General features: G+C 31.5%; 25 protein-coding genes. 8 read left to right on the top strand and 17 right to left on the bottom strand.

Annotated elements, in window-relative coordinates; genetic code table 11:
- Nucleotides 1-74: 74 nt before the first annotated feature.
- Genes N1F78_RS15385 through N1F78_RS15375 form a run of 3 tightly spaced genes read left to right on the top strand, consistent with a single transcriptional unit; the run spans nt 75 to nt 2,686 of the window.
- Nucleotides 75-626: an RNA polymerase sigma factor gene (locus tag N1F78_RS15385; protein WP_406684060.1), complete on the top strand. Its 552-nt coding sequence runs from the start codon at nt 75-77 to the stop codon at nt 624-626.
- Complete coding sequence (locus N1F78_RS15380) at nt 610-1,191, top strand: hypothetical protein (RefSeq protein WP_406684059.1); 582 nt, start codon at nt 610-612, stop codon at nt 1,189-1,191. The genes N1F78_RS15385 and N1F78_RS15380 overlap by 17 nt, the downstream gene beginning before the upstream one ends.
- A gap of 13 nt (nt 1,192-1,204) precedes the next feature.
- Nucleotides 1,205-2,686, top strand: a complete 1,482-nt coding sequence (locus tag N1F78_RS15375) for a hypothetical protein (protein WP_406684058.1) — start codon at nt 1,205-1,207, stop codon at nt 2,684-2,686.
- A 29-nt stretch (nt 2,687-2,715) separates the two neighbouring features.
- Here N1F78_RS15375 and N1F78_RS15370 read toward each other — a convergent pair whose 3' ends face one another.
- The 10 genes from N1F78_RS15370 to N1F78_RS15325 are packed head-to-tail and all read right to left on the bottom strand — an operon-like array spanning nt 2,716 to nt 13,298.
- A complete protein-coding gene (locus tag N1F78_RS15370) occupies nt 2,716-3,396 on the bottom strand; it encodes a GNAT family N-acetyltransferase (RefSeq protein WP_406684057.1) in 681 nt (226 codons plus the stop codon).
- A gap of 13 nt (nt 3,397-3,409) precedes the next feature.
- Nucleotides 3,410-3,688: a pyrimidine/purine nucleoside phosphorylase gene (locus tag N1F78_RS15365; protein ID WP_406684056.1), complete on the bottom strand. Its 279-nt coding sequence runs from the start codon at nt 3,686-3,688 to the stop codon at nt 3,410-3,412.
- The gene (gene miaA, locus N1F78_RS15360; protein WP_406685693.1) at nt 3,672-4,601 is read right to left on the bottom strand and encodes a tRNA (adenosine(37)-N6)-dimethylallyltransferase MiaA; all 930 of its coding nucleotides are present in this window, start codon (nt 4,599-4,601) and stop codon (nt 3,672-3,674) included. The genes N1F78_RS15365 and miaA overlap by 17 nt, the downstream gene beginning before the upstream one ends.
- Before the next feature lie 11 nt (nt 4,602-4,612).
- A complete protein-coding gene (locus N1F78_RS15355) occupies nt 4,613-5,443 on the bottom strand; it encodes an ion transporter (RefSeq protein ID WP_406684055.1) in 831 nt (276 codons plus the stop codon).
- A 24-nt stretch (nt 5,444-5,467) separates the two neighbouring features.
- The gene (locus N1F78_RS15350) at nt 5,468-7,423 is read right to left on the bottom strand and encodes a DUF3857 domain-containing protein (protein ID WP_406684054.1); all 1,956 of its coding nucleotides are present in this window, start codon (nt 7,421-7,423) and stop codon (nt 5,468-5,470) included.
- Nucleotides 7,423-9,390, bottom strand: a complete 1,968-nt coding sequence (locus tag N1F78_RS15345) for a transglutaminase domain-containing protein (protein WP_406684053.1) — start codon at nt 9,388-9,390, stop codon at nt 7,423-7,425. The genes N1F78_RS15350 and N1F78_RS15345 overlap by 1 nt, the downstream gene beginning before the upstream one ends.
- A complete protein-coding gene (locus N1F78_RS15340; RefSeq protein WP_406684052.1) occupies nt 9,387-10,757 on the bottom strand; it encodes an exonuclease domain-containing protein in 1,371 nt (456 codons plus the stop codon). The genes N1F78_RS15345 and N1F78_RS15340 overlap by 4 nt, the downstream gene beginning before the upstream one ends.
- A gap of 21 nt (nt 10,758-10,778) precedes the next feature.
- Entirely contained in the window at nt 10,779-11,447 is a 669-nt protein-coding gene (locus tag N1F78_RS15335) for a YggS family pyridoxal phosphate-dependent enzyme (RefSeq protein ID WP_406684051.1), read from the bottom strand.
- On the bottom strand, nt 11,447-12,337 hold the full coding sequence (locus tag N1F78_RS15330; protein ID WP_406684050.1) for a 3-hydroxyacyl-CoA dehydrogenase family protein: 891 nt from the start codon (nt 12,335-12,337) through the stop codon (nt 11,447-11,449). The genes N1F78_RS15335 and N1F78_RS15330 overlap by 1 nt, the downstream gene beginning before the upstream one ends.
- A 1-nt stretch (nt 12,338) precedes the next feature.
- The gene (locus tag N1F78_RS15325; protein ID WP_406684049.1) at nt 12,339-13,298 is read right to left on the bottom strand and encodes a Gfo/Idh/MocA family protein; all 960 of its coding nucleotides are present in this window, start codon (nt 13,296-13,298) and stop codon (nt 12,339-12,341) included.
- Between the two features lie 168 nt (nt 13,299-13,466).
- Between N1F78_RS15325 and N1F78_RS15320 the strand changes: the two genes are divergently transcribed.
- Nucleotides 13,467-14,108 (top strand): protein-L-isoaspartate(D-aspartate) O-methyltransferase, encoded by a 642-nt coding sequence (locus tag N1F78_RS15320; RefSeq protein ID WP_406684048.1) that lies wholly within the window; start codon nt 13,467-13,469, stop codon nt 14,106-14,108.
- 75 nt (nt 14,109-14,183) lie between these two features.
- On the opposite strand, the gene N1F78_RS15315 is transcribed toward N1F78_RS15320, so the two are convergent.
- The 4 genes from N1F78_RS15315 to smpB all read right to left on the bottom strand — a co-directional run bounded on the left by N1F78_RS15315 (nt 14,184) and on the right by smpB (nt 16,249).
- Nucleotides 14,184-14,723 (bottom strand): pyridoxamine 5'-phosphate oxidase family protein, encoded by a 540-nt coding sequence (locus tag N1F78_RS15315; protein WP_406684047.1) that lies wholly within the window; start codon nt 14,721-14,723, stop codon nt 14,184-14,186.
- 7 nt (nt 14,724-14,730) lie between these two features.
- A complete protein-coding gene (locus N1F78_RS15310) occupies nt 14,731-15,153 on the bottom strand; it encodes a DUF1330 domain-containing protein (protein ID WP_406684046.1) in 423 nt (140 codons plus the stop codon).
- A gap of 14 nt (nt 15,154-15,167) precedes the next feature.
- Nucleotides 15,168-15,719, bottom strand: a complete 552-nt coding sequence (locus tag N1F78_RS15305) for a hypothetical protein (protein WP_406684045.1) — start codon at nt 15,717-15,719, stop codon at nt 15,168-15,170.
- 71 nt (nt 15,720-15,790) lie between these two features.
- Complete coding sequence (gene smpB, locus N1F78_RS15300) at nt 15,791-16,249, bottom strand: SsrA-binding protein SmpB (protein ID WP_406684044.1); 459 nt, start codon at nt 16,247-16,249, stop codon at nt 15,791-15,793.
- Between the two features lie 129 nt (nt 16,250-16,378).
- Between smpB and N1F78_RS15295 the strand changes: the two genes are divergently transcribed.
- Entirely contained in the window at nt 16,379-17,965 is a 1,587-nt protein-coding gene (locus tag N1F78_RS15295) for a S41 family peptidase (protein ID WP_406684043.1), read from the top strand.
- A gap of 162 nt (nt 17,966-18,127) precedes the next feature.
- Nucleotides 18,128-19,528 carry a dihydrolipoyl dehydrogenase gene (gene lpdA / locus N1F78_RS15290; RefSeq protein WP_406684042.1) on the top strand — a complete coding sequence of 467 codons (1,401 nt, stop codon included), beginning with the start codon at nt 18,128-18,130 and terminating at the stop codon, nt 19,526-19,528.
- Between the two features lie 144 nt (nt 19,529-19,672).
- On the opposite strand, the gene N1F78_RS15285 is transcribed toward lpdA, so the two are convergent.
- Nucleotides 19,673-20,332: an HAD family hydrolase gene (locus tag N1F78_RS15285; protein ID WP_406684041.1), complete on the bottom strand. Its 660-nt coding sequence runs from the start codon at nt 20,330-20,332 to the stop codon at nt 19,673-19,675.
- A gap of 195 nt (nt 20,333-20,527) precedes the next feature.
- On the opposite strand from N1F78_RS15285, the gene N1F78_RS15280 reads away from it, so the two are divergent.
- Entirely contained in the window at nt 20,528-21,934 is a 1,407-nt protein-coding gene (locus N1F78_RS15280; protein ID WP_406684040.1) for an MATE family efflux transporter, read from the top strand.
- A 1-nt stretch (nt 21,935) separates the two neighbouring features.
- Nucleotides 21,936-22,811 (top strand): 23S rRNA (adenine(1618)-N(6))-methyltransferase RlmF, encoded by an 876-nt coding sequence (gene rlmF, locus N1F78_RS15275; RefSeq protein ID WP_406684039.1) that lies wholly within the window; start codon nt 21,936-21,938, stop codon nt 22,809-22,811.
- 22 nt (nt 22,812-22,833) lie between these two features.
- Here the strand turns inward: rlmF and N1F78_RS15270 are convergent, their stop codons facing one another.
- Together N1F78_RS15270 and N1F78_RS15265 are read right to left on the bottom strand one after the other, a co-directional pair.
- Nucleotides 22,834-23,523: a DUF2490 domain-containing protein gene (locus tag N1F78_RS15270; RefSeq protein WP_406684038.1), complete on the bottom strand. Its 690-nt coding sequence runs from the start codon at nt 23,521-23,523 to the stop codon at nt 22,834-22,836.
- Nucleotides 23,524-23,602: 79 nt separating this feature from the next.
- Nucleotides 23,603-25,435, bottom strand: a complete 1,833-nt coding sequence (locus N1F78_RS15265; RefSeq protein WP_406684037.1) for an SLC13 family permease — start codon at nt 25,433-25,435, stop codon at nt 23,603-23,605.
- Between the last annotated feature and the right edge of the window lie 282 nt (nt 25,436-25,717).

Here is a 25,717-nt window from a genome sequence, read left to right as displayed (position 1 = left end):
AAATATTTTTTGCAACACTTCTTTTTTTATATCGTCTTTTAAACGAACTAACTTAGACCAAAAGTAAAATTAGTATGTTTCAAGTTGACATTATAGAACAATGTAAACAAAACAACCGAAAGGCACAATTGCAGTTATACAACCAATACTGCAGTGGTATGTATATTGTGGCCAAAAGGTTTTTAAAAGATGCTAATGATGCTGAAGATGTTGTACAGGAGGCTTTTATTAAGGCTTTTTCTAAGCTACATCAATATAAAGCAGAAGTTACTTTTGGCGCTTGGTTAAAACGTATTGTAGTTAATAAGAGTATTGATTTCTTGAAATCTAAAAAGCAACAGCTAGTTGAATTAGATGATGTGCACTTAAAAGTAGTTGATACTCCTGTTGATGACAAATGGTTAGTAGATGATGCCATTACCCTAGATGATGTGAAATTAGCTATCAATAAATTACCAGATAAATATAAATATGTAGTCATGTTATATTTAATTGAAGGTTATGATCATCAAGAAATATCCGATATTCTAAGCATTTCTCAGGTGGCATCTAGAACGCAATTATCAAGAGGCAAAGTAAAATTACAAGAACTATTAACACTTAAAAATCATGGCGCAAGATATTAGAGAGTTGTTTAAAGATGATAAAATATCAAACGAAAAAATGCCAGACAATCATCAAGATCGTTTTATTAAAAAACTAGATGAAGCATTTCCAGAGGCAAGTAAATCTCATTTTATTTGGTTTGGTATTGCTGCAAGTATTGTGTTAATTGTTGGTTTAAGTTTTGCTGGTTATAGAATTTATAATCAAGATGTTAAGTTAGATAATCCAACAAAAGTTGTTACTAATGAAATAATTGAAACCAAAACACTTGGAGATATTTCTCCAGGGTTAAAAAAGGTTGAGGATTACTATCTGGCCAGTATAAATTTAGAGCTATCTAAAATTAAGTATACTCCAGAAACTAAAGATGTTTTTGATGGGTACATTGAACAATTAGGTGAACTAGATAAAGAATATAAAAGATTGTCTTTAGAACTTACAGAATCTGGTCCAACAGAATTAACAGTTAATGCCTTAATTGATAATTTAAAATTGCGTTTAAACTTATTATACAGATTAAAATCTCAATTAAAAGATTTAAGTCCATCAGAAGTGGGAACAGAAGTTGTTGAACAATCAATCTAAAAAAAATCAAAAAATGAACAGAATTTTTATAAAATTAAAATTGCTAGTGGTTACCTTTTTTACAGTTGGTAGCATAGTAGCTCAGAAACAAACCAAAGTATCTCAATCTATTAAGGTTGATAAGGATGTTACCATAGATTTAAATACAAGTTATTGTAATATTGTTTTTGATACTTGGAACAAGGATACCGTTGAAATTGAAGCTTTTATTGAAGGAGAAGGTTTAAGTGATAAAGAATTAAAGGAAGCTCTTAAAAATTGGGTGGTAGACATAGACGCTTCAAGTGATGCTGTGAGCATAAGCACCAACAATTCCTTACGAGCTCCTAGAAGTTGGACCTATTCATACAACTATGATGGTGATGTAAATGCTGTATTGAAAGAGTTAAAACATGAATTAGCGGATATTCCAGATTTAATAAGTAACTTTCATGTAGAGGCTCCAGAACTTCCAGAAATGCCAGAGTTACCACCACTACCAGAATTGCCACCCTTGCCGGAGGGTGTAACAAGTTTTCATTTTGATTATGAGGCTTATAAAAAGGATGGAGAAAAGTATTTAGATGAGTATTCACAAAAATTTGAGTCTGCTTATGGCGAGGAATATGCAAAAAAAATGGAGGCTTGGGGTGAAAAATTTGGAAAAGAATGGGGAGAGAAGTTTGGTAAGCAAATGGAAAAATGGGCTGAAAATTTTGAACAAAACTGGGATAGTGAAGCCTTTGAGATGAAAATGGAAGCTTGGGGAGAACGTTTTTCAAAACAAATGGAAAAACGATCTGAAAGTATGGAAAAGCGTGAAAAAGCTATTGAGAAAGCCAATAAAGTAAGAGAAGAACACTTGAAAAATCGTGAAAAATTGGTCGAAGAAAGAAAAATGGTTATTGAAAACTTAGTACATAAGGAATCTAATTCTAAAATTAAAAAAACAATTATTATTAAAATGCCTAAAAAAGCTAAGTTGAAAGTTAATGTAAAGCATGGCGAAGTAGAATTTGCGGCTAATGTTGACAATTTAAAAGCTAATTTAGCTTATACTAAACTAACTGCTAATAGCATTAATGGAGGGTCAACTTCCATTAATGCTTCTTATTCGCCAGTTTATGTTGCAAATTGGAATTTGGGTGAATTGAACTTAAAATATGTTAAAAAAGTTGAATTGAATAATGTAAAGCATATTGTAATTAATTCAAATTCATCTAATGTAACAATAGATAATCTTATAGGAAATGCCATTATAGATGGAAATATTGGGGATTTAAAAATATCAAAAATTGATGATACCTTCACCAACTTAAACGTTATCATTCAAAATTGTGATGCCGCTATTGCACTGCCTAATACCAATTATAATTTGCAGTATAAAGGTAATCGCTCGAGATTTAATCATCCTCAAAAGGAAACTGAAAATGTTAGCACTTTTTCATCTGGAGATTTAAGTAGTGGAAAGAGCATAGTTGTTAATGCTAAATATAGTAACGTAACCATGGAGTAATAGTTGCCCACTGACTCACCAAGATATATCTACTTACTTATAAGCCAATAATGCATTTTTCTTCGCTCTGTAAAACCTAATTTCTTATAAAGGTTTATTGGTCCTAAATTGGTTTCATCTACATGTAAAAATGGAATCTTATTCTTTTCAAATATTTTTTTGCTAGCATATGTTAGCAACTGTTTAGCATAACCCTTTCCCGTATATTCCGGGTGCGTAGCTACCGCACTTATTTCGGTGAAATTGTTTGTTTGCATCCTTTCACCAGTTACGGCCACTAGTATATTTTCTTTATAAATGCCATAATAACGTCCGAGTAAATTGGTTTTCTTTTTAAAGAAATGGGGATATACCAAATTAATTAAGTTCATTAAATCTGAGTAATGACTTTCTTTTAATTCAATGATGTTTTCAGTAATGGGAAGCTCAATTTCTTTGTAGATAATCATTTGTAAACCCACATATTTTTTAGGAGGTTTAAATGAAGAAGGTACCTTAGGTTTTTTTCCAACAATAAAAAATGTATCTAATAATTCTGCATGTTTTTTTATTGCAGTCCTAGTATCTTCTTCATTTATAAAGGCACCAAAAGGTGTGAAATCCGGATGGTAGAATTTTACATTGCCATAGTCAATACATTCATTAAAATGTACGTTAGTTAATGAAGACCAAACAGGGTTGTCTAATGGCTGTTCTGGGTAGGATTTCATTTGGTTATGTTATTTATTCATATCTACATAAATAGGAAGAATCCTCAAGTACATATACCTTAAACGTGATTCCTGAAGGTATCTCACAAGATTCCCATACACCATAAGACTTTTTTACTTCTCCTGGGAGCTCTAATTCCCAACTCCCTGAAGTTAAAGTCATCCATTCTTTTGATCCTGTGTTGAACTCGTAAGTACCCTTTAATAGTACCCCTGCCGTAAAATTACCTTGTGAGTTATTTAGGCCTAATGACTTTACATTTCCATCAAAATATTCATTTACTTTTATCATCTTTCAATTTTTCTTTAATAGTTTCTATAATTTGTTTTGTTTCAGCTAAATAATCAAACCAATGGGCTCCTTCGCTTTTCTTAAACCATGTGAGTTGACGTTTTGCAAACCTACGTGTATTTTTTTTAATTTCAGAAATGGCAAAATCTAAGGACCATTCACCGTCAAAATATTTAAAGATTTCTTTGTAGCCAACAGTATTTAAAGCATTAAGGTTTTTATGCGGAATTAAGCTTTTAACTTCATCTAATAAGCCTTCATTAACCATAATATCAACACGTTTATTAATTCTATCATAAATCAACTCTCTTTCTGCAAATAGCCCAATTGTTATAGTTTCAAAATTTCGTTGTTTTTTTGGCTGGTTTAAAAAAGAGGAATAGGGTTTACCTGTACCTACACAAATTTCTAAAGCCCTAATAATTCTATGCGGATTATCAATCGCAATTGTATTGTAAGATGTTTGGTCTAAATCTTTTAATTGCTTTTGGAGTGATTCTAAACCTTCATTTTTTAATTGTTTGGTAAGATGCTCTCTGATGTTTGGTGAAACATCAGGAAAATCATCTAACCCTTTTATAACAGCATCTACATACAAGCCAGAACCACCTACCATGATTACCACATTGTGCATATTAAAAAGAGAATCTAATTTATCTATAGCATCTCTTTCATAGGAGCCAACATTATATTCATCATGAATTGATTTATGGTGAATAAAATGGTGGTTTGCAGCTGCCAACTCTTTTATTGTAGGAGCTGCAGTGCCAATTTGCATTTCTTTAAAAAACTGGCGTGAATCTGCAGAAATAATTTCAGTATTGAAATGTTCGGCTAGTTTTATACTTAAACTAGTTTTTCCAATGGCTGTAGGTCCAATTATAGAAATTAGATATTTTGTTTTTGCTTTTATTTGCTTTGGATTTAAGTGTTTAACTTTTCACCACAATTATAACAAAAATCAGCTTCATCCCTGTGTTCGTTGGATAAACAATTTGAACATGATTGGGTGTTGGTTGGTATTTTTTTACGTTCGCTTCTAGACATTTCTGCACCAACTATTCCTGTTGGGATTGCTATAATACCATAACCCATAATCATTATTAATGAAGCAATAAACTGCCCTAAAGCGGTGGCTGGAGCAATATCTCCATAACCTACAGTTGTTAGGGTAACTATTGCCCAATAAACACTTCTTGGTATACTTGTGAAATCACTGTTCTTATCACTTTCTACCAAATACATTACTGTTCCTAGAATGATACATAATATAAAAACAAACGATAGAAAGACAGAAATTTTAGCACGACTTACTCTTAAAGCTCTTAGGAAATTTGTTGACTCACCTATGTAACGCGTTAATTTTAAAATTCTAAAAATACGCATTAACCTTAATGCTCTTAGGGCAACTAAGGTGTGTGTGCCTGTTAGTAAGAGTGATAAATATTTCGGAATAGTGGATAGTAAATCTATAATACCATAAAAGCTAAAAATATATTTTATAGGGTTTTTTACGGTAATAATTCTAGCAATATATTCTAAGGTAAAGAGTATGGTTATTACCCATTCAGAAATATTAAGGAAATTATGATATTTAGAATCAAAACTATCAACGCTTTCAAGCATTACAAGAATGATACTTGCAATAATTACAAAAAGTAAAATAACATCAAATAACTTACCAGGTTTGGTGTCTGCTTCATAAATTATTTCATGAAGCTTGGTTTTCCAATGTCTTTTAGCATTTTTACTCATTGTTTCAAAAATACTAAAGATAGATTATTTTTTCTTTAAAAGTACGAGTGAATTGTTTTGAACTTCAACTATTTTATTCATGAATTTTTTGAGGTACGGATAGTAATCGGCTATGTAAACAGCTTTTTTGAAGTCTATTTTTAATGATACTATTAGTTCGTTACCAATCATTTTTGAAGAGAAAAATAACTTACCAGCTTTATCAGGTAAGCTTCCTATGGCAATTTTTGGTTTTTCAATAATTTCATAATTATCACCTATATCTAACTTTAGGGTGTAATAATAGGAGTCTGGATACCCAAAATCAATAGGATAGGTTCTTTCCTGTAGTTTGAATGGGTTTTCTGAAAAGAATTTCACAAAGAAAGGGTTTAAATATATGTTGTCTCCAGTTTCTTCATTTGTATATTCAATATCATACTTTTCTTTAAAATCTGGACTAATTGCCGTACTATTTCCAACTTCAAAATCAGAAATAATAATGTCTTGAGAATTATTTTCAAGCCTTTCTATATAAGCACTTTTATTTTTGAAATAAGCTTTTCTGTAGTTGTAGGCATGGTATCCAGTTCTTTTAGATTTAATAGTGCCTACAATGTTTTCTTGTTCATCAATATGTAACTTAGCTTCATAAAACACATCAGATTTTTTAGGCACAATATCAAACCAATCGCTTGACGTGTTAAAGTCTAAAAGTCTTCCATAAGAGTTTAAGCATCTAAATGGTATTTGGCCAAAACTTAAAAATTTGTCGGTAGCATCTAACAGATAAGTTTCTCCATTTATAATTGCATGAGCTACTAGGTAATTAAAATCTGATAAAACAGGATATATTTTGGTTGGATGTCCATGTTGTCTTGTTGAAATTAAGAGAGGCTTGACATTATAGCCTTTCTCCTTTAAGATGTTATGCAATAAGATGTTTATTGAAGATACATTACCAGATTTGTTTTTAATTAAATCTTTTATTGAAACATCTTTATAAATCCTGAAGTTTTCATTCCAGGTATAAGTTTTTTGGACATGCTCAAAAATGGCTTGGGCATTCTCAATAGAATTTGAGCTACTAATGATATTATTTGGTAATAATTCTTCTAAATTAACTGATTTTAGAAGTTGTTTTCCAACATTAGGATCTGTTTTAAGTTCTTTATCTACATTCTCCCAAGTTTTGGTAAAGTGCTGATAAGAACCATCAAATCCTTGAAAAGTTTGGAGTTCATATTCAACCCTAGAAAGATAATTATCTTCTGTAGTCATATAATCTTCCTCAATAAATGCAGGAATATTTTTCATGGCATAAACACTCTCAAGGCAATGAGCTATGGCACCTCTTGGTCCTTCTAAACAATTTTTTTTAACATCAGCTGTGTTGGTTACTAGTTTTTTACCACCAACTAGTTTAATGTTATATGTCCAATTGGCTGGTATACTGGTTTGATACTCACTAAAAAGTGTTGGAACATCATGTTGAAATTCCCAGCCTTTATATTTAAACATAAAAGGCGAAATTATAGTATAGCTATATGAAATAACGGTCCCTTCTTTAACATTTGGGAGTGTAAACTTTACAATGTCAAAGTTTTCATTATACTTTTCTTTGTATACATCTTTTTTGTTGAGTTGTGTTGTTATAACATTACCATCAACTAGATTATAGGTAGTGGCAAGTATATCTTCTACTTTTTCAAATTTACTGCCACTTTTATACATGTAAAGTTCAATAGTTGCTTTATCAAAGCCCTCCTTATTTAAAATTTTTATTTTACGCTTTTCTTTAGTCATTAATTTATAAGTAGAAGGACTTACCCAACTTTTTCCATGTTCATAAATTATAACTGAGTTAGCTGTAGAATCCTTTTCATAAACATTAGTGTTAATATCGGCCAATGTAACTCGAAAATCTTCTGAGTTAAATGAGGTTTGAGAGAATAGATAAAAGGTAGGGAGAAGCAACAAGGTTAAGGTGATTTTATTCATCAGTTTAATTTCTTTAAAAGTATTAGCGAGTTATTTTGAATGTCAATTATTTTGTTCATGAATTCTTTTAAGTATGGATAGTAATCAGCAGGATATATTGGTTCCTTAAAGTTAACCCTAAAAGATACCGTTAACTTACTTCCTACAGCTTCAGAAGTAAAGGAGAATGTACCCGTATTATGAGGTAGGTTAAGCATAATAGGTTTAGGTTTTTCAATAAATTCATAGCTATCCCCTATGTCTAACCTTAATATATAATAAAAGGAATCCGCATAACCAAAATCCACTGGGTAGGATCTTTCTTGAAGTTTAAAAGGGTTGTCCTTAAACGGTTTAATGAAAAATGGGTTTATATAGATGTTTTTTTCCATTTCTTCACCTGTATATTTTATGTCATATTTCTCTCTAAAAAAGGAACTTGTTGGTGTACAATCGCCAATTTCAAAATTGGAAATTGAAGCATTTATAGATTTATTTTCAAGGTTTTCTATATATGCAGACCTGTTCTTAAAATAGGTTCGCCTACTTTCATAACCATGTTGTCCAGTCCTTTTAGATTGAATGGTGCCAACTATGTTATTATTTTCATCAATTTTTAATTTAGCCTCGTAAATATTATCTGAACGTTTGGGAATTATATCAATCCATTTGCTACCAGCATTAAAATCTATAAGTCTACCTTTTTGGTTTAAACATCTAAACGGAATTTCACCAAAGCTTAAATATTTATCAGTAGCATCTAAGAGGTAGGTTTTTCCCTGTATGGTTGCCTGCACTATTTGGTAGTTAAAATCTAAAAGGACTGGAAAAATTGTGGTAGGAAATCCATTTTTTCTTGTTGATAATAGAATTGGATTAACCTCAATTTGGCATTCTTTTAATAAATTATGAAGCAAAATATTTATTGACGAAACATTTCCTGATTTGTCTTTTAAAAGGTCTTTTACAGAAACATCTGAAAATACTCTAAATTGTTCATTCCAAGTATAATTTTTTTGTACAAATTCATAAATGGATTTAGCTTTTTTTAAATCATCTTTTTCACTAATGATATCAATATTTAGAAGATCTTCTGGGTTTAACTTTTTTCTTAGTTCCTTGCCAATTTCTTTATTTGTTTTAAATTCCTTATCAACGGTTTCCCATGTTTTAGTGTAATGCTTAATGGTACCATCCATACCCTTAAAAGTTTCTAATTCATATTCAATTCGTGCTAAATAGTTATCTTTAGTTGTCATGTAATCCTCTTCTATAAATGCAGGCACGTTTTTCATGGCGTATCTGCTTACAGCACAATCTGAATGGGCTCCATTAAACATTTGTATACAATGTTTTTCTATCTTAGATTCGTTTATTGCTAACTTTTCGCTTCCTACTAATTTTTTATGATATAGCCAGTTACCAGGAATACTTGCATTATATTCACTATATAATTTAGGGATTTCGCCCTGAAATTCCCAACCTTGATATTTAAACATGTGTTTTGAAATAATTTTGTAACTATAAGTAATTACAGAGCCTTCTTGGATATTAGGTAATGTGAATTTTATAATGTCATATTTTTCATTATAGTTTTCTCTAAATACATCTTTTTGGCTCAATTGAGATTTTTCCAATTTTCCTTCAATGTTATTGTAAGTAATGCCAATTATGTCTTGAGCTTGTTGGGAATAGTTTTTAGTCTTATATAGATAGATGCTTACTGTTGCATTGTCAAAACCTTCTCTGTTGAATATTTTAATTTTATGCTTTACCTCAGTTGTTAGGTCGTACTCTTTTTTGTCAACGTAGCTATTACCATATTCATAAATAACAAGTGCGTTGGCAGTAGGGTCGTTTGAGTAGTAATTGGTATTTAAATCTCCTAAAGTAACTTCATAAGATTCCGAATTAAAGGAGGTTGTATTTTGGGAAAATAGATTTATTGTGGAGAGTAGAAGTAGTAGGCTTAGGATGATTTTTTTCATAAATCTTCAAAAACTATTTGTTTAATATTTTTGTTTTTTCTTAAATAACTTTGAATAATATGTTGGGTATCTCTGTTATTATTCATTGGTGTAATGATAGATTTTAAAACTTCTATATTATTTATCTGATAATTAAGGTTGAAAAATCCTATGCCAGTAAATATACCATTTTCTATTAAAATAGCGCTGCGTTCGTCAATATCTCTACCACGGTCTATAATAACCATATTTCTATTAGTATAACTGTTTTTTAAAATTAGAGATTCAACACGTTTGTTATATGATGTAGTTTCTTCTTCTTGGATACAAGCTCCTTCACAAGCTTTAACATCATAATTAAAACAGCTAGTTTTAGTTTTATATATTCCAGTAAGTTTCTGACATAAATGATATTCCTCAATAGCTTTTATTATGAAACTTTTTCCGCTCTGCCTATTATTAAAAGTAGTTATAGGTTTTTTTCTACCATCAGCTTTATCAATTTTTAGGTTTATATAATTATGCTCATCAATAAAACTATATAAAGCATGTGTAAATATGGTTCTGCGTAAGGCTCTGTTATAAATCGGTTTTAAGCGTTTAATTTCCTCACTTTCTTTTAATAAGGCAACTAATTCACTTCCAGTAGCTTCATATGTTACTGACCTTACGAGCGCCTGAATTTTTTTTGATTTTGGATTGGTGTTAGTAAAGTGCTGGTTTATTCTTTTTTTTATGTTTTTACTTTTACCAATGTAAATGATTTCCCCATCCTCCTTATGAATGTAGTATACCCCAGTTATGGTTGGTAAATCGGCAATAATATCAATATGTCTAGGTTCTAGCTGATGTTTAGGGCTAGCTCTAACAGCATTTTGAATAATACTTTTCTGGGTATCTTTATCTAGTAACATTTTGAAGAGCTTTACGGTTGCTAAAGCATCACCTGAGGCTCTATGTCTGTCTGTTACCGGAATTCCTAAAGCTCTAACTAATTTCCCCAAACTATAAGATTGTTGATCTGGAATTAGGTTTTTAGATAGTTCAACTGTGCATAGGGATTGTCGTTCATATTCAAAGCCTAAACGTCTGAATTCTGTACATAAAATTCTATAATCAAACTGGGCGTTGTGAGCAACAACAATACAGTCTTCTGTTATTTCCACGATACGCTTTGCTACCTCATAAAACTTTGGTGCATTTCGGAGCATATTGTTGTTAATTCCTGTTAGGTTAACAACAAAAGGCTGAATGTCTCTTTCAGGGTTTACCAAACTAATAAACTGATCAACTACTTTATGGCCGTCATACTTGTAGATGGCAATCTCTGTAATGCCTTCCTCATTGTATTTGCCTCCGGTGGTTTCTATGTCTAGTATTGCGTACAAAATTGTTTAATTATATTTTGATTAACTATAATTTCGAGCTCCAAAGATGCTACTTCCAATTCTTATCATAGTACTACCGCATTCTATAGCTAATTTATAATCACCACTCATACCCATACTAATGGTTTGTAATTCGCAGTTTTCAGTTTTTATTGTTTTTAAGTTTTCAAAAGTAGATTTTAGTAATTTAAATTCTTTTTCAACTTGACGATTATCATGTGTAAATGTTGCCATACCCATTAGACCCACAATTTTAATGTTTTTTAAATCAGAAAAATCTCTAGACTGGATAATATCCTTTGCTACTTGCGGCATGATACCAAATTTAGAGTCTTCTGAGGCAATTTTAATTTGAATAAGGCAGTCAATAACACGATTATGCTTCAAGGCCTGCCTATTGATTTCTTCTAATAATTTAAAACTATCAACGCCATGAATTAAACTTACAAAGCTCGCCATATATTTTACTTTGTTTCTTTGAACATGACCAATCATATGCCATTCAATATCTTTTGGCATGATTTCGTATTTTTCTACCATATCCTGAATCTTGTTTTCTCCGAAAACTTTATGTCCAGTATGATAAACTTCCATGATATCACTAACTGGTTTAGTCTTTGAAACGGCAACTAGTGTTACATGTTCAGGAAGGGTAGATTTTATGTTGAGTAGGTTTTCTTTTATTGACATTATTTCAAAAATTGGGCAGATACTTTTTCGGCTTTTTTGCTTTTAGAATAATCATAAAATCCTTCACCAGATTTCACCCCTAATTTCCCTGCTCTTACCATATTCACTAATAATGGGCAAGGAGCATATTTAGGGTTTTTAAAGCCATCATACATTACATTTAATATTGATAAACATACGTCTAATCCTATAAAATCTGCTAATTGTAAGGGCCCCATTGGGTGGGCCATGCCTAATTTCATAACCGTATCAATTTCTTCAACACCAGCAACACCATTGTATAAGGTTTCAATAGATTCGTTAAGCATTGGCATTAATATTCGATTCGCAACAAAACCTGGATAATCATTCACTTCAACGGGAATTTTACCTATAGATTTGGAAAGTTCCATGACGCTATTGGTAACATCATCACTGGTGCTATACCCCCTAATAACCTCAACTAACTTCATAATGGGTACAGGATTCATAAAATGCATACCAATAACTTTATTTGGTCTTGAGGTAGTTGCCGCAATTTGGGTTATAGATATAGATGAGGTGTTAGTAGATAGTATAGTATCATCAGAACAAATTTCGTCAAGCTGTTTGAATATTTTTAATTTCAAATCTATATTTTCCGTAGCCGCTTCAACAACCAGATCAGCATTTTTTACGCCTTCTTCAAGCCTAATAAAAGTTGAAATATTATTTAAAGTTTGTGATTTCTCCGCTACCGTTATTTTTTCTTTAATAACCATTCTATCTAAATTCTTAGCAATGGTATCTAATCCCTTGTTTAGAGAAACATCATTAATATCTATTAGCTGAACTTTGAATCCGCATTGAGCAAAAGTATGAGCAATACCATTTCCCATAGTTCCAGCACCAATAACCGCTATGATTTGCATTTTAAAAAGAATTTATTATTTGATTAGCTACACGTAAAGCTTCAGTGCCATCATGAAGTGTTACAACTGGTGTTGTGTTATTATTGATGGCATCTGCAAAGGTTTCTAACTCATCTAGAATAGCGTTATTGTTTGCAATAGTAGGATTGTCAAAATAAATTTGTTTTTTTACTCCTTCAGCATTTTGAAGAATCATATCAAAATCTCCTGGGTTTTCTGGCGCATCCTTCATTTTAACTACTTCGCATTTCTTTTCTAAAAAATCAACTGAGATATAAGCGTCTTTTTGGAAGAATCTGGCTTTACGCATATTTTTTAGTGAAATTCTACTTGCCGTTAAGTTGGCTACACAACCGTTTTCAAACTCTAAACGTGCATTCGCAATATCAGGTGTGTCACTTATAACTGAAACTCCACTGGCCGAAACATGTTTAACTTTAGATTTTACCAGACTTAGAATAATATCAATATCATGAATCATTAAATCTAGCACCACAGGAACATCTGTACCTCTTGGATTAAATTCAGCTAACCTATGGGTTTCAATAAACATAGGCGATTCTATATCGTCTTTTACTCCTAAAAATGCAGGGTTAAAACGTTCTACATGTCCAACCTGACCTCTCAATTTACTTTCAGCCAAAAGCTCTCTAAGGTGTTCCGCTTCTTCAACAGTATTTGTTATAGGTTTCTCTATAAAAATATGTTTGCCTTTTGCAATAGCATTTTTTGCACAGTCGTAATGCGATAGTGTAGGTGTAACTATATCAACAACATCCACGGCTTCTATAAGTTCATCTATAGTATTGAAAAACTTATATCCAAATTCTGCTTCAACTTTTTTACCATTGTTTTCGTCGGCATCATAAAACCCAACAAGGTTGTATTTATTTGATTGATTTAGAAGTCTTAAGTGAATTTTTCCAAGGTGGCCAGCACCAAGTACACCAGCGTTTAGCATATAATTTATGTTTTTAACAAAAATACAATATTTAGTAGGTGAATTTAATGATTTCCAGCGAAATTTTCGCTCATTAAATGATATTTAAAAGCCCTTAAAATAAATTCTTAAATATTATTTTAGGCTTTAAAATGTTTGACTAATTTTAGCGAAATAAACTAACCAACATTGAAAGATACTTTTAAACACCAAGGATTAAGGCAGCAGCTTGTTAACATAATAAAAGCCAAAGGAATAATAGATGATAACGTTTTAAATGCTATAGGAAATGTGCCAAGACATTTATTTATGGATTCTGGTTTTATTGATCATGCCTACCAAGATAAGGCCTTTCCCATAGCTGCAAACCAAACCATATCACAGCCATATACTGTTGCATTTCAGACAGAGCTTTTAGAAGTGAAAAGTGGTGCTAAAATTTTAGAAATAGGTACAGGTTGCGGATATCAAACAGCTGTTTTATGTGAATTAGGAGCAAAGGTTTATAGTATTGAGCGGCAAAATGAATTGTTTAAGAACACAAGTAAATTTTTACCAAAATTAGGATACAGGGCAAAGAAGCTAATTTTTGGTGATGGTTATAAAGGATTACCTGATGAAGCGCCTTTTGATGGTATTATTGTTACAGCTGGAGCTCCTTTTGTTCCAAAACCATTATTGAGTCAATTAAAAGTTGGAGGTAGATTGGTAATTCCAGTTGGTACAGATGTTCAAACCATGACTTTATTTGTTAGAAAAGCGGCAAAAGAATTTGAACAGCATGAATATGGTGATTTTAGGTTTGTACCTCTTCTTGAAGATAAAAATTAGTTTTGTTAACTGTCAACGGTTAAACGTTAACCGCGTTTTGTTTTCTATTAGCGAAGTTAATACCTAATTCTAAATCTAGAAAAGCCCAGTCTCAAACCCATCGATACTCCTTGAGTTTTTTTCTTTTCGGTATTCATTTAGGCGTTCTTCACCTTGTTTTTCAGCCCAGGAATTTAATTGATTACGGTCTTCTTTAAAATCCATAAAAGGTACTGCGTATCCACAAGAGGTCTGTACAGATTCTATTTTCATTTCAATAATTTGTCTGGTTCCTGCTATTTTTGGAAACAAATCTATGAACTCATTAAATTCAATATCTCTTTCATGGTATATTTTTGCATTTCCATAGAGTCTTAAAATAAGAGGTTTTCCTTCAAAAGAACAGAACATAACAGTCATGCGGTCATTCTTTAACAAATGCGCTGCAGTTTCATTACCACTACCTGTTAAGTTTAACCAAACAACCTTATTTTTTTCTATAACTCTAAAACTATCTTGCCCTTTTGGTGATAAATTAATTCTACCCATATCGGTTGCAGTTGCCACGAAAAAAATCTTTTGTTTCTCAATAAACGCTTTTAAGTCTTGTGATATTTCAGTGAAAAAATTGGCCATTTTAGTTTTATGAAGTTTCAGTTATTGGCAAAAGCCTAGAATCCTCAATAGCTGCTGTTCTATGTCCAGAAATTCTAAGATAATCTTTATTTGAAGCAAATTTCAAAAAATCCGCTTTACTTTTATGTTTAACTAATAGAACTAAATCCCAATTTTGGTTTTCAGGCCCTATTAAAAAACCACCTGCATTGCCTTGAAACAGAACTTCACTTCCTGAATCTTTTAAAAAAGGAAGTGTGTTTTTAATATAAAGCTGATAGGCTTCTTCTCCAGAGGTTTGTTTTCCCGGGTCAATATCCTTAAAGTTTGAATAATCAGCCCATTTTCTGAATTTCAATAAATTTAGCATAACTATTGTCCCTTCAATTTCACTAAGGTAAAATGCTTTACCTGTTTCTTCAGTAGCGTTTAAATATGTTAATTTAGACATGTAGTAAGCATTGTTTACGGTAAATATTTTTTAGGTATTTTGTTTTTTTCTGTTTCGTTAGTCCAATAGATATTAACAATCCACCAACGGTTATTGTCATATAGTAACTGTATGCTGTTAATTCCTCTCATAAAAGGCTTTTCATCAGTACTATTATAATATGCCTCATATGTACTGAAAACATGAACTAAATTACCAAATTGCTGCGTTTCTCTATGTATTTCCTTTTCAAAAAAGCCATTGTTTTCTAACCATTTTCCTGAACTCTTTACATAATCACTTGGTGTCATATAAGCCAATTTGAATTCACCCTTTTTGTTTTCTCCTGAAGGAATTAGTTTGGCATCTTTATAAAATAAAAATTTGAATTGTCCCCAATTTCGTTTTTCACCTTTTTCTCCAGAAATGGTTGCGTACAATGTTTTAATAGTGCTATCTATAGTGTTGGCTTTGGTTGTATCAATAGCAAATACGTTTTGCTTTTCATCTTTATTAGACTTTTTTTGAGCTTGCAAAGTGCCAATTGTGATAAAGAAAACCACAAATAAGATTAAGGTATTTTTCATCTTAGACGATTAATAATTAATGAATGAAATTAATGAATATGAAATACTTAAACGGTTAAGTATTTCATAAATTATTTGAAGTTCTTTTTAATTCTATCAAGATTTCGTTTGTTATCTCGATCTTTTATAGTTTCTCTTTTATCATAAAGCTTTTTACCTCTGGCAAGAGCAATATCAAGTTTAGCATATCCTTTGTCATTTATAAATAAACGTAAAGGAATGATGGTGAGTCCGGTATTTTGAACTTCTTTTTCTAGCTTTTTAAGTTCACGCCTGTTTAAAAGTAACTTTCGTGTAGCTTTGGGTTTATGATTGTAATATGTGCCATGGCTATATTCTTCAACAGTCATATTAACAACAAAAAGTTCATGTCTATCATTAAACTCACAAAAACTTTCTGCAATAGACGCTTTTCCACTTCTAATAGACTTAATTTCGGTTCCAGTCAGTACAATACCGGCCGTATATTTATCTAGTATTTCATACTGAAAGCGTGCCTTTTTGTTTAATATGTTTATATTTTTTTGCATGGTGCACAAAAGTAAAGAAATTTATTATGAGACTTTATTTCATTTTGCTAAAAGTTAAAGAAACGCAATTAGTATTTAAATTATAAAGAATACTGTTATTTTAGCAATAGCTTCAAATTTAATTTACTTATGAAAAAACTTCTATTTTCACTTTTGTTTTTAGTTTTTTTTGCTTCCTGTATAAGCGTTAAAAAGTATAATGAACAATTAATCAATTTACATGCTGTTGAAGATTTACATGATGATATTGACAAAGTTTATAATCAATTAAAAAAGCATCACCCAAGACTATATCAGTATACTGCAAAAGAAGATTTAGATTTTAAATTTGACAGCTTAAAAAGATCTATTAATAAGGCTATAAATTCTAGGGAATTTTATAGAAAATTGGCTCCAGTTGTGGCCCATGTAAAGCATGGCCATGTAAATATTAGTTTAGGTGGTAAAGCATTTAAAAGAAAGGAAAGGAAGGAGCTTAAAGAGAAAAAATTTGAGTTTTACGACTTAGATTTTGAGTATTTAGAAGATAGGCTTTGGGTTAAAAACTCCTTAGGTAAAGATACATCACTAGTAGGTGCAGAGGTTATTAGATTTAACAAAGAACATGTTTCTAAACTCATAAAAACATATAAAAAACGTTTCACTACTGATGGTTATAATACCACACTTCACAATAGACACATTGGAAAAAGATTCATTGCGTACTATTATTTTGATAAAGGGTATATTGATAGTTTGCAGGTCACTTTTAGAAAGAACGATTCACTTTTTATAAGAACATTAAAACGCATTCCTAAAAGAGAAAACAAAGGGCTTTCACATAAAGATTCTTTGAAAAAGTTACCACCCCAAAAGTTATCAAAAGGGCAGAAAAAAACAATAAAAGAAATTGCCAAGAAAAGAAGAAAGGATAACCGTAAATATGGTTATATAAGTAGAAGGAGGCAATATACAAGAAACTTTAATTTAATAGGGAAAGATAGTACTATTGGATATATGAAATTACGAAGTTTTACTAATGGTAATTATAAGAAGTTTTATAAAGATTGTTTTGCAAAAATGGATTCGCTTAAAACAAACTATTTTATTTTGGATTTAAGGGATAATAGTGGTGGACGAATTGCAGAAATAGAGAAATTATATTCATATTTAATTGATAAGGAGTATCAATTTATTTTGGAAAGTGAAGTTAATAGCAGAACGCCATTTTTTAAATACTTACTGAGCAATACCTCTCCCAATAGTATAAAATTTGCCAGCGGTTTATTGTCTCCCATTATTTTTGCACATAACTTTATTACAACTAAAAAGAAAAATGGAAAGCTGTATTATAAATTTGGAAGTACGAAAACCAAAAAGCCAAATCCTTTAAATTACAAAGGCAAAATGTTTGTTCTTATAAACGGCAATTCTTTTTCAGCATCCTCATTAATTTCCACACATTTAAAGGCAACCAAAAGAGCAACATTTGTTGGAGAAGAAACTGGTGGAGCATACAATGGCTGTGTTGCAGGTATTTATAGGGTATATAAATTACCAACATCCGGAGTAAAAATAAGTATGGGGCTAATGCAAATTGAAGCCCCTTATAAGCAAAATCCTGATGGCTATGGTATTAAACCAGATATAAAGGTTTTGCCGAAAGTAAATGATAGAAAATCAAAGAATGACCCGGAGTTAAATTGGGTTTTAAATTCAATTGAAAAACTTAAGTAGTTTATAACAAAACAGGAATTGTTATAAGAAGATTACATTTTTACTAATATTTATAAACTTAATTAAGGGATATTCAATTCTTATATGGGTTAATAATTTTTTTATTGTCTAACCATAAAACATTTGTACTTTTGGTTTACCAATTTTTACAAATATTAATTTATGAATTCATATGATGTAGCTGTAATAGGCTCGGGTCCAGGTGGATATGTTGCAGCAATTCGTTGTGCGCAATTAGGAATGAAAACCGCCATTATTGAAAAGTATTCTACTTTAGGAGGAACATGTTTAAATGTTGGGTGTATACCAAGTAAAGCACTTTTAGATTCTTCACACCATTATGAAGATGCGGTAAAACATTTTGAAGAGCATGGTATTGAGATTCCTGGTGATGTTAAAGTGAATTTAGAGAAAATGATTGCTCGTAAACAAGCCGTAGTAGATCAAACTACGGGAGGAATTGATTTCTTAATGAAGAAGAATAATATTGATGTTTACCAAGGATTAGGAAGTTTTAAAGATGCTACTCATATTACAATTTCAGGTGAAGAGACTACTGAAATTGAAGCAAAAAAAACCATAATTGCAACCGGTAGTAAACCATCAAGCTTACCATTTATTAATATTGATAAAGAGCGTATAATAACCTCTACGGAAGCATTAAAACTTAAAGAAATTCCTAAACATTTAATTGTTATAGGAGGAGGTGTTATTGGTTTAGAGCTTGGTCAAGTATACAAAAGATTAGGTGCTGAAGTTTCAGTGGTTGAGTATGCCGATAGAATTGTACCAACTATGGATGCGGGTGTTTCTAAAGAATTAAACAAAGTTTTAAAGAAACAAAAATTTAAAATGAATGTATCTCATCAAGTAAAAGCTGTTGAAAGAGCAGGAGATGAGGTAATAGTGAAGGCTACTAATAAAAAGGGACAAGAAGTTGAGTTTAAAGGAGACTATTGTTTAGTGTCTGTTGGTCGTCGTCCGTATACTGATGGATTAAATGCTGTAGCTGCAGGAGTAAAATTAGATGATAGAGGTAGAGTAGAGGTGAATAATCATTTGCAAACTAGCGCTTCTAATATTTATGCTATTGGTGATGTTGTTAAAGGTGCTATGTTAGCACATAAAGCAGAAGAAGAAGGCGTATTTGTTGCTGAAACTTTAGCTGGACAAAAACCACATATAAATTATAATTTAATTCCAGGTGTTGTTTATACATGGCCTGAAGTTGCTGCTGTAGGAAAAACTGAGGAGCAACTTAAAGAAGCAGGTATAGCTTATAAGGTAGGACAATTTCCAATGCGTGCTTTAGGTAGAAGTAGAGCAAGTATGGATATCGATGGGTTTGTAAAGGTTTTAGCAGATAAAAGTACTGATGAAATTTTAGGAGTTCATATGGTTGGAGCACGTGCAGCAGATATGATTGCTGAGGCGGTTGTTGCAATGGAATATAGAGCTAGTGCCGAGGATATTTCTAGAATGTCTCATGCGCATCCTACATTTACTGAGGCTATCAAAGAAGCAGCTTTGGCAGCTACGGATAATAGAGCGTTACATATTTAAGAAATTATAAATTTAGATAACAAAAAAAGCAACCAGTTTGGTTGCTTTTTTTGTTATTTACTTGCTAACCTAAGTTTTAGTTAAGTTCTCATTTAAAATAAAGTATTTAATGATTTAATTGTATTAAGTTAGAGTTGTATTTTTTTAGTTTAATAAGGTACTAACCCTATCAAAATAAATCTCTTCAAAATTTGTAATAACCTTATTAGCTTTAGAGTAATCCTGATTTTTAGAATGGAAACTATCAAAACCAACGCAGTAAATCCCAGCTCCATTTGCTGCCAAAATTCCATTTGTGGAATCTTCAATAACTATGCATTCTTCAGGTTTAAACCCAGAAGCTTCAGCTGCTTTAATAAATATTTCAGGATGCGGTTTAGACTCTTTCAAATCAGCACCACTTAATTTGGCTTTGAAATATTGATTTAACTCAAAACGATCGAAAATCTGATTGATACTAGTCATGGCAGCGGAAGATCCTAAGACTAAAGTTAATCCATTACGGTGATAATTTTGTATCAACTCTAAAACTCCATTAATAAGGGACAAGTCAGAATTAGTTTCAAAAAACTGTTTGTAATGCTTACGCTTAAGAGCTACCAATGTTTCGGGAGATTCATCCAAGTTAAAATGCTCACATAACCGCTTGCAAATATTAATGGTAGATTGCCCTGTAAAAGACTCGTAAAGTTCTTTAGAAACGTCTATACCCACCTCATCAAACATATCATGATATGCCTTGTTATGTAAGGGTTCACTATCAATAATAACCCCATCCATATCAAAAATAACAGCTTTTAGCATTGTGAAAATTTTGGCGAATATAATTGAAATAGAAAAGGTTGCCTAAAAAATCATTTTGTATTTTAAAATTATTTCAACAACTTTGCTACCTATGATTGTTTAAATTGACTTCCGGTAATTGTCCATATTCTTAAGGACACAAAAGAGTTAAAGGTCTCATCCTTTAGCCATTTCTATCATTAATTCAGATATTTAATGCTATCCAATAAAATTACATTTAAACAATTTATTTCTTATTTTAAAATTGCCATTACTGGTAAACAAAAAGAGTTTACTTCAGGAAGTATAAGAAAGGCTATCTTCATGCTTTCAGTGCCTATGATTCTTGAAATGCTCATGGAATCAATTTTTGCGCTTGTAGACATAATGTATGTGTCTAGGGTTAGTGTTAATGCCGTGGCTACTATTGGTTTGACAGAATCTGTTATAACCTTAATCTATGCCGTGGCCATTGGTTTAAGTATTGCGGCTACAGCAATAGTTGCACGACGTGTTGGAGAAAAAAATTATAAGGAAGCTTCAAAAGCAGCTGTTCAAGTGATATTTCTAGGTGTATTTGTAGCATTAATAATAAGTGCAGTTGGTTTATTTTATCCAAAGGAAATATTAGAGCTAATGGGTGCAGAACCTGATTTAATAGAAGAAGGATATGGCTATACCAAAATTCTCTTAGGAGGAAATATGACTATCATGCTCCTGTTTTTAATCAATGCTATTTTTAGAGGAACGGGAGAAGCTTCAATTTCTATGTGGACCTTGGTACTATCAAATGGATTAAACATAATATTAGACCCAATTTTTATATTTGGATTTGGGCCAGTTCCGGCATTTGGTGTTGAAGGTGCTGCTATAGCCACGACTATTGGTAGGGGTGTAGCCGTATTATTTCAATTAGCAATTTTGTTTTATGGTTATAGTAAAATAAAAATTGCCTTTAGGGATCTAGTTTTTAGGGTTGAAATTATGTTTAATATCATTAAGGTTTCCTTGGGTGGTATTGGACAATTTTTTATAGGGACTTCGTCATGGGTATTTTTAATGCGAATTATGAGCGAATTCGGAAGTGATGTTTTGGCAGGATATACTATAGCTATTAGAGTTATGCTTTTCACATTAATGCCCGCTTGGGGCATGAGTAGCGCAGCTGCGGCTTTGGTTGGACAAAATTTAGGAGCTAAGAAACCAGAACGGGCTGAAAAATCGGTATTAATTACGGCTAAATTTTGTTCCATTTTTTTAGGTTTGGTTTCCATTATCTACTTAGTTTTTGCGCCGCAGATTATTCAAGCGTTTAATGATACACCAGAAGTTGTAAAATATGGTAGTTTAAGTCTAAGGATTATTACTGCCGGTTATATATTGTATGGTTACGGAATGATAACCTTGAATGCCTTTAATGGAGCAGGAGATACCAAAACACCTACTTACATTAACTTGATTTGTTTTTGGCTTTTACAGTTGCCAATTGCATACCTATTGGCCATGACGTTGGAGTTGGGTCCTTCAGGTGTTTTTTGGGCGGTGGCTTTAGGTGAAGTGGTCATGACAATAATTGCTGTATTTTGGTTTAGAAAGGGGTATTGGAAAATGGTTAAAGTATAATATGAATAATAGCTTACATATAAATAATAAACATAAGTTTGGATATGATTTTGATTCCCTCTGTTCGGTATACCCTGGGTTGTCTAAATTTGTTTTTACCAATCAATATAAAACTAGAACTATAGATTTTGCAAATCCTAAGGCGGTAAAAGCATTGAATTCGGCTTTGTTATTCAAATATTACGGTATGAAGTATTGGGACTTTCCTGATGAAAACTTATGCCCTCCAATTCCAGGACGAGTTGATTATATTCATTATTTAAAAGATTTAATGGACTCTTATGAGGTATCTGAAAACATTAAGGTTTTAGATATAGGAACAGGAGCTAGTTGTGTCTATCCAATTTTAGGAAATGCGGAGTATAATTGGCAATTCGTTGGAACTGACATTGATAATACCTCTTTGCAATTTGCTCAGGAGATTCTAGATAAAAATAGTTTAAATGATGCTGTTTCATTACGTTTTCAAAAGGATAGTAAATATATTTTAAAATATATTTTAAACGAAGATGAAAGGTTTTCCGCGTCTATGTGTAATCCACCATTTTACACATCAGAAAAAGAAGCTATTAAAGCAACTGCTAGAAAGCTTAGAGGACTCAATAAACCTGAAGGAAACTTAGTTAGAAATTTTTCAGGTAAGTACAATGAACTCTGGTATAAAGGAGGTGAAAAAGCCTTTCTTCATAATTATTTATATGAAAGTTCTTTGTTTAAAAACCAATTTATATGGTTTAGTTCATTAGTGTCCAGAAAAGAACTTATTAGAGGCCTAAAAGTATCTTTAAAGAAATTAGATGTAAAAACAGTAAAGGTTATAAAAATGGAGTCAGGCAACAAATTATCAAGAATTGTTGCCTGGTCCTTTCAAATATAACTAAACTAACCAATTAACTAATTTAACTTTTGTTTTTTCTAAAGTCTATTTTATAATAGATACCGAGCTGTAACCGGTGTAAGTCTAAACCCTTAATTTTTCTATTTAAATAACCTATTTGTATGTTAGCCGCTTTAAAAATGTTAACTCCTAATGCTCCATATAATCGGTTTTCATCAAAACCATTATTCTTTTTTGTTTGTACCGTCCATATGTATTCATTGTGGAGCCTAATAAATAAGGTGTTATTAAGTTTTATTTTGGTGCCTATTCTATAACGAAATCTATTGTGTAAAACATTATCGATTGGAGTGGCTTTGTTAAGTATTCGTTGTTCCAATCTAAGCCTGTGATCAAAGGGGAGTTTTACCAATTTATGTTTGTAACCTATTTGTTCAAAAAAGCGATTTTCATAGGTATGGGTTCCAGTTTTTTCAAAACCATTATCAATATCTAAAAACCCATAAGAAACGGATGTTGTTAATTTTGGAGATATATGATAGTTTAATGTAGCGTTTATAATTAATAAATTAAAGTTATCTGGAATATCATACTGCCATGATTGAATGCAATTACTTATACTTATTTTGTCTGAAACCCTAAAATTTCCAGCCATTGTATACCAGATTCCTATTTCATCTTCAACAGGGGTTTGAGCAAATAAACTGCTCATACTTATTAAAAATATTATGAATGCTTTATAGTATTTCATTTGATGCATTGTTTAAAAAAGGTATTTTTTATGTTATCCTTTTACTACTTACTTTCCCTAATAAAGAGTTTTTTTATTTTTAAAATGGCCATATCACAGGTACCAATAACATTGTAATGATTAGAAATACTAATAATAATGGAGCACCTACTTTAAGGTAGTTCATGAACTTATAACCTCCAGCGGTCATTACCATGGCGTTTGTTGTTGTTCCTATTGGTGTTAAAAATGCTGTTGAAGCACTAATAGCTACTACAATCATGAATGGTTCTGGTGATAAATTCAATGAAGTTGCAGCCAATATGGCTATAGGAGCCATAAGGACAGCGGTAGCTGAATTGTTTATTACCTGACTAAATGTAGTTGTTAGAATGAATATTCCACCCAATAATAATGTCGGACTAACAGACCCTAAATAATTAACTAAGGCATTAGCTATTAATTGAGCAGTACCAGTTTTTTGAAGTGCTATTCCCATTGGTATCATGGCTGCTATCATTACAACACTTATCCAACTTATACCTTTATAGGCTTTGGCCATAGGCACACAGCGTGTTAACAAAATAATCCCAGCAGATATTAAGGCTGCTATAGAACCTGGAACTATTTTAAATACCATAAAAACAATCATAAGAAGTAAGGCACCCAGTGCTATATAAGATTTGTAGTTTAAGCTTTCTACGTTTTTAGCCATCCCTTCCGGACTACCACAAATTACTAGATTTTCATGTTGTTTTTTTAAATCTTCAATACTGTCCCAAGTTCCTCTTAAAAGAAAAGCATCACCTACTTTAACTCTAATTTCTTTCTCTAGTATCGGGGTGTGGTTTCTAGAAACAGCTAATAATTGAATACCATATCTTTTAAAGTATTCTGCTAATTTGTATTTTCTGCCAACTAATATAGAGTTTGGGTTAACAATAACCTCAGTCATACCAACCTCTTGGTTAATTAAGTTATGCTTTAATTCATCTGTAGTTTCAGGTTCTAAAGGAAGCAAGCCAAGTCTAAATCTAATCATTAGTCTGTTTATGGCTTCGGTGTCACCTTTTACAGTAATTATGTCATGATACCTGAGTTCAGTTTCTAAATCGGGAAATTCTTCAAACTTAGGGTATCCTTTTAATACATTTGGATGTCTTCTTTTAAGTCTAATTATTCTTATGTTATACTCGTTTTCAAAATCCCATTTCTCAATTTTTGTATCTATTAATGGAGAAAGAGATCTTATACGTAATCTATAGTAATCATCGTTAATTTTATAGGCTTCAATCCAATTGTGTAATGTAGATTCAATATTAACTGGTTTGTTGTTGGTTTTGTTTTTTGGTAAAAGTTTATAGCCAACATATCTAAAATATATTAGGGCTATTATTAATAGAGGTAGACCAATTAATCCAAATTCAAAAAATGAAAATCCATCTAATCCTGCTTCAACTAAAGCATTACTTGCAATAATATTTGGAGGTGTTCCAGTTAAAGTTAGTAATCCACCTGTATTAGACCCAAAAGCTACAGGCATTAACATTTTTGAAGGCAATGTGCCTATACTCCATGCAGAAGAAATGGTTAAAGGCATTAAAGTAGCAACTGTACCAGTATTACTAACAAAACCAGATAATACACCAGCACCCAAACTTACTATAACCAATAATTTGGGAACACTTTTTCCTGCCCATTCTACAAACTTTTTACCGGCTAGGGCAGTCCATCCTGTTTGTGCAATCCCTTCTCCAATAATAAAAAGAGCTGCAATCATTATTACTGTAGGATTACTAAATCCACTTAAAGTTTCGGAAGGGGTTAAAATACCAGTTAAATACAAACTTATCATGGAGATAAGTGCAACAATATCTGGTGTGAATTTCCCCCAAACAAATAACCCAATGGTTATTACTAAAATTATGAGCATTGTATACATGTCAAAAAGTTTTCCTGTTAATTTTTTCTTTTTTATTACAGTGTAAAATTACCACTGACTATTACTATTAATTATGACGAATGTCATACTTTAAAGGAAGTCTTTATTTTTTAATTATTGTTATATTTAGCCTATGAAAATTGATAAAACTATTAACGAACACGTTTTCGTAATTGCAAGTTTTACTAGTTTGTCATTTTCTTTTGAAGAATTGCACGTGGTTAGATAAGAATAACTAAAAAACTATCGTGGAATTTGTAAATAAACAGGCAT

This window comes from Seonamhaeicola sp. MEBiC01930 (assembly GCF_045277075.1).
Lineage (GTDB): Bacteria > Bacteroidota > Bacteroidia > Flavobacteriales > Flavobacteriaceae > Seonamhaeicola.
Note: the sequence above shows the minus strand (reverse complement) of the source record. Positions and strands in the feature narration are given on the sequence as shown.

Excerpts from the sequence above, each read along its gene's own strand:
- N1F78_RS15335 (WP_406684051.1), bottom strand. The coding sequence starts at position 11,447 with ATGTCAATAAAAGAAAACCTACTCAACATAAAATCTACCCTTCCTGAA.
- N1F78_RS15370 (WP_406684057.1), bottom strand. The coding sequence starts at position 3,396 with ATGAAATCCTACCCAGAACAGCCATTAGACAACCCTGTTTGGTCTTCA.
- rlmF (WP_406684039.1), top strand. The coding sequence starts at position 21,936 with ATGAATAATAGCTTACATATAAATAATAAACATAAGTTTGGATATGAT.
- N1F78_RS15265 (WP_406684037.1), bottom strand. The coding sequence starts at position 25,435 with ATGCTCATAATTTTAGTAATAACCATTGGGTTATTTGTTTGGGGGAAA.
- N1F78_RS15365 (WP_406684056.1), bottom strand. The coding sequence starts at position 3,688 with ATGATAAAAGTAAATGAATATTTTGATGGAAATGTAAAGTCATTAGGC.
- N1F78_RS15315 (WP_406684047.1), bottom strand. The coding sequence starts at position 14,723 with ATGGCCAATTTTTTCACTGAAATATCACAAGACTTAAAAGCGTTTATT.
- lpdA (WP_406684042.1), top strand. The coding sequence starts at position 18,128 with ATGAATTCATATGATGTAGCTGTAATAGGCTCGGGTCCAGGTGGATAT.
- N1F78_RS15325 (WP_406684049.1), bottom strand. The coding sequence starts at position 13,298 with ATGCTAAACGCTGGTGTACTTGGTGCTGGCCACCTTGGAAAAATTCAC.
- N1F78_RS15295 (WP_406684043.1), top strand. The coding sequence starts at position 16,379 with ATGAAAAAACTTCTATTTTCACTTTTGTTTTTAGTTTTTTTTGCTTCC.
- N1F78_RS15280 (WP_406684040.1), top strand. The coding sequence starts at position 20,528 with ATGCTATCCAATAAAATTACATTTAAACAATTTATTTCTTATTTTAAA.
- N1F78_RS15310 (WP_406684046.1), bottom strand. The coding sequence starts at position 15,153 with ATGTCTAAATTAACATATTTAAACGCTACTGAAGAAACAGGTAAAGCA.
- N1F78_RS15350 (WP_406684054.1), bottom strand. The coding sequence starts at position 7,423 with ATGAATAAAATCACCTTAACCTTGTTGCTTCTCCCTACCTTTTATCTA.
- N1F78_RS15385 (WP_406684060.1), top strand. The coding sequence starts at position 75 with ATGTTTCAAGTTGACATTATAGAACAATGTAAACAAAACAACCGAAAG.
- N1F78_RS15285 (WP_406684041.1), bottom strand. The coding sequence starts at position 20,332 with ATGCTAAAAGCTGTTATTTTTGATATGGATGGGGTTATTATTGATAGT.
- N1F78_RS15345 (WP_406684053.1), bottom strand. The coding sequence starts at position 9,390 with ATGAAAAAAATCATCCTAAGCCTACTACTTCTACTCTCCACAATAAAT.
- N1F78_RS15375 (WP_406684058.1), top strand. The coding sequence starts at position 1,205 with ATGAACAGAATTTTTATAAAATTAAAATTGCTAGTGGTTACCTTTTTT.
- N1F78_RS15270 (WP_406684038.1), bottom strand. The coding sequence starts at position 23,523 with ATGAAATACTATAAAGCATTCATAATATTTTTAATAAGTATGAGCAGT.
- smpB (WP_406684044.1), bottom strand. The coding sequence starts at position 16,249 with ATGCAAAAAAATATAAACATATTAAACAAAAAGGCACGCTTTCAGTAT.
- N1F78_RS15330 (WP_406684050.1), bottom strand. The coding sequence starts at position 12,337 with ATGCAAATCATAGCGGTTATTGGTGCTGGAACTATGGGAAATGGTATT.
- N1F78_RS15380 (WP_406684059.1), top strand. The coding sequence starts at position 610 with ATGGCGCAAGATATTAGAGAGTTGTTTAAAGATGATAAAATATCAAAC.
- N1F78_RS15355 (WP_406684055.1), bottom strand. The coding sequence starts at position 5,443 with ATGAGTAAAAATGCTAAAAGACATTGGAAAACCAAGCTTCATGAAATA.
- N1F78_RS15305 (WP_406684045.1), bottom strand. The coding sequence starts at position 15,719 with ATGAAAAATACCTTAATCTTATTTGTGGTTTTCTTTATCACAATTGGC.